The organism is Bacillus sp. OK048, assembly GCF_900103525.1.
Lineage (GTDB): Bacteria > Bacillota > Bacilli > Bacillales > Cytobacillaceae > Neobacillus.
Genome location: NZ_FNHN01000015.1, coordinates 1 through 13,774, shown reverse-complemented (window position 1 = coordinate 13,774; position 13,774 = coordinate 1). Strand labels below are relative to the sequence as shown.

At 36.8% G+C, this 13,774-nt stretch carries 10 protein-coding genes; 7 read left to right on the top strand and 3 right to left on the bottom strand.

Translation table 11 applies throughout. The features are described 5' to 3' along the window. Positions 1-141: 141 nt before the first annotated feature. From BLR86_RS21535 to BLR86_RS21510, 5 genes are all read left to right on the top strand, one after another. Positions 142-2,082, top strand: a complete 1,941-nt coding sequence (locus BLR86_RS21535) for a hypothetical protein (protein WP_090766546.1) — start codon at positions 142-144, stop codon at positions 2,080-2,082. Continuing rightward, entirely contained in the window at positions 2,072-2,917 is an 846-nt protein-coding gene (locus BLR86_RS21530) for a hypothetical protein (RefSeq protein ID WP_090766543.1), read from the top strand. Before BLR86_RS21535 ends, BLR86_RS21530 begins: the two co-directional genes overlap by 11 nt. Before the next feature lies 1 nt (position 2,918). Continuing rightward, complete coding sequence (locus tag BLR86_RS26670) at positions 2,919-3,704, top strand: DUF6339 family protein (protein WP_254782404.1); 786 nt, start codon at positions 2,919-2,921, stop codon at positions 3,702-3,704. 212 nt (positions 3,705-3,916) lie between these two features. Next, the gene (locus BLR86_RS21515; RefSeq protein WP_090766540.1) at positions 3,917-4,243 is read left to right on the top strand and encodes a nucleoside triphosphate pyrophosphohydrolase; all 327 of its coding nucleotides are present in this window, start codon (positions 3,917-3,919) and stop codon (positions 4,241-4,243) included. Then, on the top strand, positions 4,236-6,665 hold the full coding sequence (locus tag BLR86_RS21510) for a DEAD/DEAH box helicase family protein (protein WP_090766536.1): 2,430 nt from the start codon (positions 4,236-4,238) through the stop codon (positions 6,663-6,665). Before BLR86_RS21515 ends, BLR86_RS21510 begins: the two co-directional genes overlap by 8 nt. Before the next feature lie 161 nt (positions 6,666-6,826). Here BLR86_RS21510 and BLR86_RS21505 read toward each other — a convergent pair whose 3' ends face one another. From BLR86_RS21505 to BLR86_RS21495, 3 genes are all read right to left on the bottom strand, one after another. Continuing rightward, positions 6,827-7,729, bottom strand: a complete 903-nt coding sequence (locus BLR86_RS21505; RefSeq protein ID WP_090766840.1) for an RCC1 domain-containing protein — start codon at positions 7,727-7,729, stop codon at positions 6,827-6,829. 81 nt (positions 7,730-7,810) lie between these two features. After that, a complete protein-coding gene (gene iscB, locus BLR86_RS21500; RefSeq protein WP_090766533.1) occupies positions 7,811-9,043 on the bottom strand; it encodes an RNA-guided endonuclease IscB in 1,233 nt (410 codons plus the stop codon). Positions 9,044-9,525: 482 nt separating this feature from the next. After that, a complete protein-coding gene (locus tag BLR86_RS21495) occupies positions 9,526-9,933 on the bottom strand; it encodes an ABC transporter ATP-binding protein (protein WP_254782403.1) in 408 nt (135 codons plus the stop codon). 210 nt (positions 9,934-10,143) lie between these two features. Here BLR86_RS21495 and BLR86_RS21490 point away from each other — a divergent pair, with 210 nt between their 5' ends. Continuing rightward, positions 10,144-12,060, top strand: coding sequence for a 3'-5' exonuclease (locus BLR86_RS21490; protein ID WP_090766834.1), 1,917 nt, complete (start codon positions 10,144-10,146; stop codon positions 12,058-12,060). A 929-nt stretch (positions 12,061-12,989) separates the two neighbouring features. Continuing rightward, positions 12,990-13,508: an NUDIX hydrolase gene (locus tag BLR86_RS21480; protein ID WP_090766527.1), complete on the top strand. Its 519-nt coding sequence runs from the start codon at positions 12,990-12,992 to the stop codon at positions 13,506-13,508. Positions 13,509-13,774 lie beyond the last annotated feature (266 nt).

Here is a 13,774-nt window from a genome sequence, read left to right as displayed (position 1 = left end):
GCTAGATGTTATAATGTGAATAAAGTACTATTATTTTAATATTTTAATATCAGTGTATATATTATTTAAATGGATGAAACGTAAATATGGTTGTTTAATATTGGTATTTTAATACAATGATTTTTCTGTGGGGGATGAAACATGAGTACCTTTTGGAATTTCCCGGCTGCTGTTGGAGGTATGATTAATTCAATCAATAATGCCGGTTTGGAGACATTTAGAGGAAATGCCATAGACTCTTTAACAAGAGAGATATGTCAAAACTCACTGGATGCAGTGAAAGATAAGAATAAACCAGTAGTGGTTGAGTTTAATAGTTTCTCCATGCCAATCAATAATTTTCCTAGAAGATATGAACTAATTAATGTTTTTAAACTTTGTAAACATACCTGGGAAGGCCACAATCGGAAAAGTGAAGATTTTATTGATCATGCATTATCAATCTTAGGTCGAAGTGAAATGAAAGTCTTAAGAATAAGCGATTTTAATACAAAAGGATTAGAAGGGGCAAAGGAAGGCGAGTTAGGTTCACCATGGTCTTCCTTGATCAAGGAAGCAGGATCCTCCAATAAAGAAGGAGATTCTGGAGGAAGCTTTGGAATTGGAAAATCAGCACCATTCCTCAATTCAAATTTGAGAACGCTTTTCTATTCCTCCTTTGATACCTCAGGATATCAATCGCATATTGGTGTGGCCAATATCATGTCATTTATGAAAAACGATAATCAAATTACTTTAGGTAATGGCTACTATACACAAAATAATCAATCTTCAGCGATTCCTGGTTTTTTACATCTAGATGAGAACTTCCAAAGAACAGAAACGGGAACGGACATCTATGTCACAGCCTTTGAACCAAAGGATGATTGGGAAATTGAAGTGAAAAAATCCGTACTCTTTAACTTTTTCATTACCGTCTTTAAGGGGAAATTGGTTGTTAAAATCAATGATTTTGAAATCAATGAACAAAATATCGGCCAATTCATATATGAGCTTGAGGACAATGAAGAAAATCGGATTTTGAAAAATTACTATAGTCTTTTAATCTCAAATAAAACGATTAGAGTCCCATATCCTACGATGACCTATCCAAAAGGCTTTCGCTTCGAAGAGGGAGAAGCAGAACTATTCTTGCTTAATGGAGAAGATTTGAACAGAAGAGTATTGATGACGCGGAAGACAGGTATGCGTATTTTTGAGCAAAAAAATATTAGCGGTAGTATTTCCTTTACTGGACTCGTGTCGATAACAGGAACGCAAATGAATAATATCTTCAAACAAATGGAGAATCCTGCTCATAATGAGTGGGCACCTGACCGTTATGAAAAGGACCCAAAGTTAGCTAAAAAGGTATATGCTGATTTAAGAAAATTCATCCGTGACACTGTTAAAAGTACCTTTCAGGAAAAAGTGACAGATGAAATGGATGCCGTTGGGTTAAGTGACTTTTTACCGAATAAGGATCTAAGTGAGTCTTCTTCTATCAGTAAAACTGAGTCTCTAAATTCATCAATAAAAGCGATTATCACGAAACAAATGGAAAAAGCGACACCTAAAAAAACGAAGAAAAAAGGGAAAGACACAAAGGACTTCGAACAGCAGTTAGCTGGAGAATTTGGTATCTCTCCAACAGGTGAAGAGGGTGGCAATGGCACAGGTGAACACAGCGGTGGTGGAACAGAAGGTGCCGGCACAACAAATCCTGGTGGGAATAATGAGATGGATGAAAAACAGCCTGGAGATAAGGGAAATCGTAAAGAGCGGAAACCGAGTAAACATCCTGTACAGATTAAACAGAGATATGTTTGTGTTGATCGAAATAACGGAAAATATAGGTTTAATATTGTTCCGGAAAAGACGTTATCAAGAGGTCGTTTAGTTTTTAGTGTAGTTGGGGAGCAAAGTGATTATGATTTACCGATAAAAGCTGCAGCTACTGATGATCAGAATGTAGCGATTGAAAAAGTAAATTCCAATACCATCTACCTCAACTCACTTCAGAAAAATAAGGGTTTTATGGTTGTAGTTGAAATTGATTATTCCAATTATTGTGTAATGGAGGTAGAACTATATGAAGATTAATACCTCCTATCCTTACCCAGTGTTATATATGAATAACGATGATTATTTGAATTCGAGCTTTAACACAAAAATACAAGTCTATGAGTCTTTTGGAGAAGTAAAGATTCATGCCGACTTTGCGTTGGATAACCAAGGAATCCAAGACTTGATTCAAAAACAGTTAACCCATTATCTGATTCACATCGAATGTGGCCAGACTAGTTTTCGCCAGGCCTATCATACGAGTAACATGACGCTGGATATCTCAATTCCAACTAGTGAACTTCGGGGGAAAATATCCATTCATTCCTTTATTATTGCAAGAGGGAAAATTGAAAACTATCAAAGTGAACTTTTAAATGAGTGGTTTAAAGATGTTCCTATATCTTTTGAAAAGGGGAATTTACTCGCAATTGGAGATGCAATTGAAACGACGTTATTCGAAGAAAACTTAGACCAGTTAAATCTTCCTTCGATTGCTAAGGTCACGAAATCAAATAAAAATGAATTCATGGAAGTGGATATTCATTCTGATTTTATTACGATTTCACTACCGGAATATGAATATAAGCAGTATGCATCGAATGCCAATTCAAGATTGAAAAATTCCATTTTATCCACAGTCATTGTTCCAAGTTTAGTATACGTCTTTTCGAAACTTCAGGATAACCGTGAAGATTTAGAAGGATACACTTGGTACCAAGTATTGGAGAAGATCTTTGCGGATAATAATTTGAACATTCAAGATGTCGGTACAGATTCCTTATCCGCCTTAAAAGCAGCACAGATGGTATTAAGAAAACCATTAAGAACGAGTTTCGAAGAAATCGCGAAACTAACTACATTGGAGGATTAAAGTGAAGTTATCATTTATTTCTGATGAAACGCTAATGGATTTACGGACGAACTATGAATTTTATAAAGAGCATTACCATAACAAAAATAACGATTGGTTTAACGAGTATTTTCGTGAAGAGGGTAGAGTGATAGAGTCAAAAATTGACTTTGATATGCCCGAGTTTAATTTTGATAATGATTATGCGGTAAGTGACCGAATGAACGTAAAAATCATCTATGACGCAATGAAGCACTTGACTGTCTCTCAAGCCACACAAGAAAAGCTTTGGTCAGGATTAGCACATCTTCAGTTTAGAGACTTTACCTATTATCGCTTAAATAATGAATTAAAAGATAAGAAAGATCAGAGAATCAATACCGCACTCTTCTTTAAAAACGGGAGTAAACGCTCTTTATTTGTCCACATCCTTTCCCGTTTATGGTGGGTAGGATATATGACCTACGATGAGTCTAACCCTAGTAATCCCTATTGGTTAACAGACTTCTTTACTGAAAAGGACTACTCTGCAAGAGCTGTGGTCTTTTTCTCTAGTAACTTTACCTCTAATCGGAATATAACAAAAGGCATTCTAAAATCTATTATCAAGATGGAGAAAAGAGGCATACAAATCAAACGAGATCACTTTGTTCAGGCGAATAAATATCTAAATGTCGTGGGTGGTGCCATGATTCTAGATATGCTAACGATGGCTGAGGTAGAGGAAATGATAGATCAGTATTTGATTAAGTATTATAGGTTGGAAGCTGTAAGAAATCATGAGGATTGTACTAGCATAATTAGATAATCGGGACCGAGGCTACTTATTAAGTAGCCTTTTTATTGTATTTTTGAGTCACGACATCCGGATCAGTCCCCCGATAAAATAAAGGTTTAACTCACCGGGGACTGAACCCAATGTCCCAGTTATTACTCAAACAAGTGTTTAAAAAATGTAAGTTTATTATTTCATTCGCTATAATATAGGTATATTCCCATTCTTATTAGGAGGTAAATTTAATGCCTGTATATAACAAACTTGTCCGTGATCGCATACCTGAAGTAATTGAAAGTACTGGAAAACAGTTCTCTACAAGGATATTAGAGAATGTTGAATACATACAAGAACTTAAAAATAAAAGTTTTGAAGAACTTGAAGAATACATAAACGCTGAAAATGATAATGAAGCAATTGAAGAGCTGGCAGACCTATTGGAAATTATCCATGCGCTTGCTGAATGTCATGGTGCATCTTTTGAGAAGGTGGATGAAGTACGGCAAAAAAAGGTGCAAAGGCGTGGTGGATTCAAAGAGAAAATCTTTTTAATAGAGGTTGAGGATGAGTAAGGTTCAACTGATTACCACAGATCTCGGAAATCATTTATTAGAGAAGATGGAAGGAGCATTTACTATTTGTGTGCTATCTTCCTTTGTCATGAAGTCGGGAGTGAGGTATTTAAAGGAGGCATTAAAAAAGGCAGCCCATAATGGTGCAGATATAAAAATATGTACGGGCGATTATTTGTACATCACACAACCCGAGGCTTTGGAAGAGTTACTTTCCATCGATGAACGGATTTGTATTCGAATTTGGAAAAATAATGGTGTCTCCTTTCATCCAAAGGCTTATCTGTTTCAATCTAATGAACATGATGTTCTGTTTATTGGTTCGTCTAATCTTTCGAAATCAGCGTTAAATCATGGTGTTGAATGGAACGTAGCGGTTAGTGACGAAAAGGAAGTCTTTGATGAAGCTATAACGGAGTTTCTAACTATCTATTATGCCGATCAAACAGTCCCGTTAAATAAGGAAACACTTGAGGAATATCGAAAAAATTATTATGAGTATCAACATAAGCACCCTAATCTAGCTCGAAAATGGACAGAGCTTGAGGAATTAGATTTAATGCTTCCAACAAAAAAGGAAATCCCAGAACAGCCAGACTTAGTACTCGATCCACCGGTCTCATATGGAGAGATTCTACCTAGATTTGCACAGATTGAAGCGCTGGAGGAGTTAAACAAAACACTGGAAGAAGAGTATACTAAAGCCCTTGTCGTGATGGCTACCGGTCTAGGTAAAACCTATTTGGCTGGATTTTTTGCTCAAAATTTTAAAAAGATACTCTTTATTGCTCATCGGGAAGAAATTCTCTATCAAGCAAGAGATTCGTTTAATAGAATTATGCCCGATAAACAGTATGGTATTTACAATGGAAAATATAAAGAGAGTCAAGCTGATGCCATTTTTGCGTCGATATATACACTTAGTATCAAAAAGCATCTTGAGCAATTTCGCCCGGATGAATTTGATTTAATCATTGTAGATGAATTCCATCATGCTGCAGCTGATTCCTACCAGCGGGCACTAGATTATTTCCAACCACGCTTTTTATTAGGGATTACTGCTACGCCTGATCGGAATGATAACAAGGATGTTTATGCGATTTGTGATGGTAACGTTGCCTTTAGATTAGATTTCTTAGAGGCGATTAATCGAAAATGGCTGGCGCCATTTACATACTTTGGTGTTTATGATGATACAGATTATAGTCAGATTACTTGTCTGGGAAATCGCTATGATGAAGAGGAATTACTTCAGGCACAACTAAGAGAAGAGTTGGCTCACAAGGTACTTCGAGCATGGGAGAATAAAAAACAAACCAGAACTTTAGGATTTTGTTCTTCCATTAGGCAAGCAGACTTTTTATCCAATTATTTTAATGATCACGGCTATCACACAGTAAGTCTTCATTCTCAGCAGACAGGTGTTAGTAGAAACGAGGCAATTTCCCAGCTTTCTAGAAGAGAGATTGATATTATTTTGACCGTTGATCTCTTTAACGAAGGCGTGGATATCCCAGCTATAGATACATTATTATTTGTCCGACCGACAGAGTCATTGACCGTATTCACCCAACAAATAGGGCGTGGGCTTCGTTTACATCCAGATAAAGAAACGTGTGTGATCATCGATTTAATTGGTAATTATAGAAATGCCGATGTTAAGCTAAGCTTATTCGATACTGAACCTAGCGAAGGGAAAACTAGAAATATACAGCCTACATTGCCAAATTTCTGTGAAATCAATCTTGATGTGAATGTCATCGATCTTCTCAAAGAAATGTTCCGGAAGAGGCAGCCAAGACGTGAGAAGCTGTTCCATGATTACATGGATTTAAAACGAGAAATTGGAAGGAGACCCACTTATTTAGAGTTGCATTTAAAAGGTGCGTCTGATTCTCTGCAGTACAAGCAGGAATTTCATTCATACTTTGGTTTTCTTATGTGGGCAGAGGAATTAACTCAACACGAAGTGGAAGTGTTTGAACGATATGAAAAATGGCTGGTGGAAGTAGAAAAAACAGGCATGGCTAAAAGCTATAAAATGGTTGTTTTGCTAGCAATGCTGGAGCGGGGTAGCTCTGATTGGAATAAGCCTGTTATATCAAAAGAAGTAGCACCGTTTTTTCATCATTACCTTATGGAGAAAGAGCACCGTAAAAGAATTGATTTCTCCGATAAAGGTGCCAAAAAATTATGGAATTATGATGAAAAAGGCGTAAGCAAACTAATCGCTACAATGCCGATGACAAAATGGAGTGGCAGCTCAAAGGGATTGGTTTCTTATGAAAATGACCTATTTAGATTAAATTTAGATGTCGATAAAGAAAGTGAAGATATACTATTCAAATGGACAAAAGAAATATGTGAATACCGCCTTCATTATCATTTTGAGCGGAAGGCTAAAAATCCTCGGGTCCAATAGTGGACGCGAGGATTTTTGGGTTGAAAGTAAATTATTTAAGCAAATTCACTCTTTTTCCTTAATACTCCTTACTTTGCGAAGTTACCGATAATAAACCTCCGTATATTTTAAGAGCAGAAACTTCATATTAACTCATTCAACCATTTTATGGTTCGGTGTTTTTAAATATTAATGTGGGGCAGTTGAATGCCACGCCAGCTACTTACATCGCATTGGCCATATTCATTATCACCCACAGCCACCACGTTGCCATCCGATTTAAGCCCGACGGTATGAGCGCAACCCGTTGCAACCGCGACAATATCGCGCCATTCGCTTACTTCACATTGACCATGCTTATTCAATCCCACAGCCACCACGGTCCCGTCTGATTTAAGTCCGACTGTATGATAACTACCCGCCGCAATCTCCACAATACCGCCCCAACTGCTTACCTCGCATTGGTCGTGCTTATTCAAACCTACAGGTGCCACCGTCCCATCTGATTTAAGCCCAACGGTATGAAGGTAACCCGCCTCGATCGCCACCATGTCGTGCCAACCGCTCACATTGCATTGGCCATACCGATTATTACCTGTAGCCAACACGATGCCGTCCGATTTAAGCCCGACGGTATGCCAATCACCCGCCGCAACACCCACTATATCACGCCATTCGCTTACATTGCATTGTCCTTCTTTATCTCGACCCACAGCCACCACCGTTCCATCCGATCTAACCCCAACGGTACGACGCCACCCTGCAGCAATCGCGACAATATCGCGCCATTCGCTTACCTCGCATTGGTCATGCTTATTCCAGCCCACAGCAGTCACCGTGCCGTTCGATTTAAGTCCGATGGTATGAGCATTACCCGTGTTCGGTGCCATATGAACATTGCCAGTCGCGACTGCCACCATATCACGCCAGCCGCTTACCTCACATTGGCCATATTTATTATCACCTATAGCCGTAACTGTACCGCCAGATCTTAGCCCAACGGTATGACGAGGACCCGCCGCGATACTAACTTTAGGCCACCGTTTCGCCTTTAACACCGCATCTTTCGGAGAATTGTCATCCATGTTATACCTGGTAACAAAAAACGTACAAAAGCGTACCATTTTCCTTTTTTATTACCAGGCTTCACCTCCATATTTAGGATTTTATAACCAATAGATTTTGTTAAATCGCCATAATAAAGTTAACCTTGAAAGACCATATCTTTTCAAAACTTTCCCCTCTATTGTGGTCATGTTACATTGATTTTTTTCTGGATAAAGAGCGGTGATATATGCCAAATAACTTTCTCCATTGCGTTTGGTATATTGAACATAATCCCTGTGATGAAAACCATTTACCGACTCTATTTTCTTATTAGAGTGTTTTCTCATTGGTTTTATCACCCAATTATTGATTTCACATTGTTCAGGTCTAACTTTTGAATGACAAATAACAATCGCATCATTGGCGTGTGTCTTCTCAATTCCCCAATCAATGCGTTTGTTTGCAGTATCGCCTCCAGTGGTTATGGATAATGGGGCAATTTTCTTTAATTCATTTTGAAGATAGGTCTTCCCTTGCATCACATGCATGGCATCAATGTAATAGATCCTTCTGCCATTTACTTTTTGATAGAATCTCTCACAATGGTTTAACTCATCTCCCGTTACCTTTTGATGGCATGTGGAACATAGCGTGATTAAGTTATGAATGGAATCACTGCCATTTAGTCGTCTTGGGGTAATGTGGTGAACTTCCATTCGGGCATTTGCCAATCCACAATCCTGACAGGTATTATGATCACGAAGCACTACTGCTTTTCGAATGTTTTCATCTAGTCGATTACTTTGTTGATATTCCCATTTGTATGGTTTATAGCCTTTCTCCAATGCTCGAATATCAATTAAGACATCTTCTAAGAAAATACCGTCGATTCGTATCCACTTATGCAGTGGATTAATCACTCTTAAAATAGAATCCTTCTTTTGTTTAATACTTGGCGGAATTCGCTCTTCACGATTGGAAGATGATCGATTATCATATCGAGCAGGTCTGTATCTTTTATGCTGCCTTCTGTATCGACGATATCCTCGTCTTATGGCGATTTTTTCTTTTACATCTGTTCGTTGTTCAATGGTTCCTTTGAACACAGGTTTATTTTTGGTTTTACATTTTTGTACTAAAGCAATTCCAACAAACTTTGAACCATCATCAATTCCTAGAAGAATCGGTGTAGTGTCAATTTCTTCTACGGAGATTTCCTTTTTTAGTTGAATCACCATTGGAAATTTACTTTTCAAAGTGGCTTTCTGTTTCCGAATTAAATACCATGCACGATTTTCTCTTGTTGGAGACAACTTGTTGCCTTGCGCATCTAACACAAAACAATGGGTCATTTCTGACCAACCTCCATTACGGGTATTTTCCTCCTTGCCAAAGTCAATGGACAGGACATGCTATTTCGGTGTTTGGTTTCCAAACCCTAGGAAACGGTCTTCCTCGTAGCTAACAGAGCAGCAGACTGGTGTACACATCCGCAGGTGTTTCTTTACCTTATCCACTAACGTAGTTCATCGTGCTATTTCCTTTTCAGGAAACTACACTCACTGAGGCTTGAAAGCACGAACCTGTCTCATACAAAATGATTGGGTTTCATTTGGTTTGATTTAGATCTTTTTGTTACGATTTTTCACTGACTGTTTCGAGCTCCCTGAATATAAGCAACTCTGCTATTGCGGTAAAGTATAAGTAACTCTAATGTTGCTCGTCAAATGTATGGTTGTGTGATAAACGAACCATATCTAACTCTCAACATTATTAACTGAGCAAAAGATAATCGAAAAATTCCTTGGTTCGTTATAGTAACCAAGGAATTTTTCTATTTTCTAGTTAAAACTCCTTTTTTCACAAGATTAATAAGCGTACCCTTATTCTTATAACGATTATAGGCAACTAATCTATTTAAATCTTTAATTGTCAGATTGGACGGTTCTATTGCCAGTTCAAATTCATCTTTTACTTTTTCAATCAACGAAAGCGCATACTCGATTTGCTTTGCTGATAACGTATAATCCTCATCCTGGCTGAGAACTTGGTTTCCCTTTTCAGCGAGAGTGGTTTCTAATGCAGCAGCATGTTCTTTTAGCTTTGCGTCCACTAATGCCTCCACGTCTGCTTGACTTATTGATTGAGTTTGAGGAGTACTAGTAGGTTGAGTTGATTTGAAAAACTTTTCTATTATTCCTTTTAACAATTCATTCACTCCGCTTTCTGTGAGTCCTAACATTTTATGCCTGGTCATATTTTCCTATAATACTATTAATAGAATAAGATATAGTAAAAAACAATACTTTTGGGAGAATTTTGTTAATTTTGGTAGAAAGTAGTCAAAGCATAGCAGTTGTTTCTTCCGTAATTAGAAGTTTTTGTAATATCATGGGTGAAATGTCCTAATTGTAGTATAATGGAGGAAATTACAATTTTTGGAGCGATTGTTATGGCAATTACGATTCCCGAGACCATTCGGACATCTGCGACAACAGGGGAGAGGCTGTTTTTTCGAACCCTTAAGACCTTTTTACCGGATGATTACATTGTTTATTTTGAACCTGATATTCAAGGACGAAGACCTGATTTTGTGATTATCGGGCCTGACCTTGGCATTGTCGTGTTAGAAGTAAAGGACTATACCAAGAATACCCTGTTTCAAATTAACCATGATGAATGGCATATTATTACTACCTCTAGAGATCAAGCGGTCATAAAAAGTCCGATGAAGCAGGCAAGGGACAATATGTTTCATGTGGTTGATACGTTGAAAAAAGATAAAAGTTTGATTCAATTAGACGGAAAATATAAATTTCAATTAAAGTTTCCTTACGGTCATGGTGTTGTTTTTACTAGATTGTATTCGAAGGATTTTATAGAAGAGGGTTTATATTCAGTTATTGAACCGACTCTTTGTTTAACTAGGGATGAAATCGATCCTGAAAAAGAAGCATTTTCTGAAGAAGTCCTAATGGAAAAGATCCTGAATATGTTTGTTGTACCATTTCGATTAAAGGAACCACTATCCTTTGAAGATATTAATGCTATTCGATATCACTTATTTCCAGAGGTACGGATTAGTGCTGAATACAAATCGCCTGTACCTTATCAGGACCAGCTTCTATTATCCTTGCATGATATTAAGACCATGGATCTGCACCAGGAGAATTTAGCTAAACAGATAGGGGATAAGAATCGCTTAATACGTGGAGTTGCGGGAAGTGGCAAAACGATTATCTTAGCAAGTCGAGCAAAAATGTTATCAAAACAGAATCCAGACTGGAAGATTCTCATTCTCTGTTACAATATATCGCTTTCAAATGCGATCCAGCAAATGATCCATCATATGCTCAATGAACCTGAGGATTTATTTGATTTTGATCCAAATGCTAAGTCTGTGCAAAATGAGAATATTATTGTAAGAAATTTTCACTCCTGGTTAAAGAATGATTTAAGGATAAGGGAGCAGCAGCTTCCAGATATCATAGAAAAACTAGATAGAAAAGAAGCGATTCTACCTACATATGACGCCGTTTTGATTGACGAAGGGCAGGACTTTGAAGCGGACTGGCTCCGACTAGTAAGTTTACTGATTAATGCAGATACACAGTCTTTATTATTAGTCGAGGACCGCGCTCAAACAATTTATCAGCGGAAGCGTTCCTATGTGCAGGATACGGGCTTAAGTTTTCAAGGGAGATCAAAGGTTCTGTCCATCAATTATCGCAACACCCAACAGATTGTAAAATTTGCTTGGGACTTTTACCGCAAGCATTCGATGTTTAAAAATAAAGTGGTCAATCGTGAACTCGAAGGTGAGATTATTGCCCCCCAGAGCACAAAACGAAAAGGTCCAGAGCCTGGCATCGTAAAGGCAGCTAATTTTTTTGACGAAATGAGAATTGTTGCTCGCTCCATCAAGAAATTACATATGGAGAAAAAAGTCCCGCTAGAGGACATCTTAATTCTTTACCGTGTTAAACGGACTCATAAATATCCTATAATTGATATTATCAAGCGTAATTTGAAGGATGAAGGATTACCTTACTATTGGATCACGGAGAACGACGTTTCAAAACGTTCATATGCAAAAGATGATGGTAAAGTTAAAATTAGTACCATCGATAGCAGTAAAGGATTAGATTTCCGTGCTGTATTTATAGTTAATGTGGACTCCATGCCGTTTCCGCTTGAGGAGAATAAGGAAAGGGAAGTTTCACTGTTGTACATAGGAATGACGAGAGCAAAAGAATACTTATGTCTTTCCTATTCTGGAGAATCTGAATTTACACAATATCTTGATATTATTATGAAAGAGAGAAAACAAATCAAACCGGGAATAGAGAGAATCAATAATATAAAATAAACAAGCCTAACTATGTTAAAAGGCTTGTTTATTTTTGACCATTTTAAAGTTTGAAATTTTCAAAATGGACAAAGTGTTTTTCTGCAATGTATCTGTCATATACTTCAATTATCTCATTTTAACATCTCATTGAAATGTGCCACCTTTGATATATAGCATTTACCATCAAATGGCAAAATGGTGAACCAAAGAATGACAGACTGTTACCACTGCCCATCCTTGTGGTGATAAAAGATATAAACCGTATTTTTTAGAATCAAAAGTGTTGTAAAAATTCGATTGATTTTCAATTAGGTCAGTCATATGCTATGCAAACCCGTGAGATTAACTCTTGTATTACGTAGTAGACTCATACTGCGTAGTAAAGATCTCATTATTAGAAGACTTTGTGAAAGAATGTACTTAAGCTAAAGATGCAGGTATGTTTAATAATATTATTTGGAAATGGAGAATTTATATGCAGAAAAAATTGTGGATTGAGATTTTTGTATACTCGTTATTATTAGTAACTTTTATTTATCTTGATTTAAAAAACGATATGCCAACTGTTTATTTAATCACACTAATAGTTGCTTATTTATCTGTAATTATTTACAAAATAAACCGATTGATAAAATTGAAATCAAGTGATGTTAATTAAAACTACGAGTTTTTGCGTAGCAGCGTTATGTCACTAACGAGGTGCATTACTGGAACAACGGTAATGCTTTTTTCTTATTGAAGTAACGAGCAGTTTAGTTTAACAAGGAGTACAGTCAGTTTTTGCGGACTTTTAACTCTAAGTAAAAAAACGTTCCCAAACGACGCTTTGGGAACGTTTATCTACTTTATTCCAAATCGTTAAATATTTTTGTAAAATTCATTATTATAAATTTATTTTATTGTATACTGAGAATCTTGATATCAAAATATACATAAGGAGTTTAGCAATGGAAAAGTGGGATTTATATGATAAGCATCGTAATAAAATAGAGAAACAAATAACTCGTGGAGATGAAATGACATCAGACGAGTTTCATTTAGTAGTACACGTATGTATATTTAATTCAAAAGGAGAGATGCTCATTCAGCAGCGTCAGCCCTTTAAGCAAGGATGGTCGAACCTTTGGGATATCACTTGTGGTGGTAGTGCGGTTGCAGGCGATACAAGTCAGCAGGCTGCTTCAAGAGAGTTGTTCGAGGAGTTGGGGATTCATTATAATTTTGAAAAGATACGTCCACAATTTACTATTAACTTTGAACGTGGCTTTGATGATTTTTATTTAATTGAATATGACTTTGATTTGAATGAATTGAAATTACAGACTGAAGAGGTACAAGCAGCCAAATGGGCTTCAAAAGAGGAAATCTTAAAGCTAATCGAACTAAAAAAATTTATACCTTATTATGAGAGTATCATTGCGTTTCTTTTTGAGGGTCGACATCATTATGGCTCTATTCGTCTTTAAGATGGTGTAATTTTGCATTGATAACGCATTTAAGAAATTAAGTTTATAAAGGCGTAAAAATGATTGTGAAGTATTGTACTTAAAGTAATTGGGTGCTTTAATTGAAGAAGTTGTAGCTTCTTTATTCACAAATATGTAACAAGGTAACCGTTAGCGTGCTAACTAACAGATTGACAATGGTTATTGTCACTCTTGAAATTTAGGTGCTAAAATAGGTGCTAATAACTAAGATAATTACCTTTCTAATTAAATGAGGTTAGAAGATA

What these genes read in the sequence shown, in the direction of transcription:
- BLR86_RS21530 (WP_090766543.1), top strand. Translation starts at nt 2,072, where the DNA reads ATGAAGATTAATACCTCCTATCCTTACCCAGTGTTATATATGAATAAC.
- BLR86_RS21535 (WP_090766546.1), top strand. Translation starts at nt 142, where the DNA reads ATGAGTACCTTTTGGAATTTCCCGGCTGCTGTTGGAGGTATGATTAAT.
- iscB (WP_090766533.1), bottom strand. Translation starts at nt 9,043, where the DNA reads ATGACCCATTGTTTTGTGTTAGATGCGCAAGGCAACAAGTTGTCTCCA.
- BLR86_RS21515 (WP_090766540.1), top strand. Translation starts at nt 3,917, where the DNA reads ATGCCTGTATATAACAAACTTGTCCGTGATCGCATACCTGAAGTAATT.
- BLR86_RS21495 (WP_254782403.1), bottom strand. Translation starts at nt 9,933, where the DNA reads ATGTTAGGACTCACAGAAAGCGGAGTGAATGAATTGTTAAAAGGAATA.
- BLR86_RS21490 (WP_090766834.1), top strand. Translation starts at nt 10,144, where the DNA reads ATGGCAATTACGATTCCCGAGACCATTCGGACATCTGCGACAACAGGG.
- BLR86_RS21480 (WP_090766527.1), top strand. Translation starts at nt 12,990, where the DNA reads ATGGAAAAGTGGGATTTATATGATAAGCATCGTAATAAAATAGAGAAA.
- BLR86_RS21505 (WP_090766840.1), bottom strand. Translation starts at nt 7,729, where the DNA reads ATGGATGACAATTCTCCGAAAGATGCGGTGTTAAAGGCGAAACGGTGG.
- BLR86_RS21510 (WP_090766536.1), top strand. Translation starts at nt 4,236, where the DNA reads ATGAGTAAGGTTCAACTGATTACCACAGATCTCGGAAATCATTTATTA.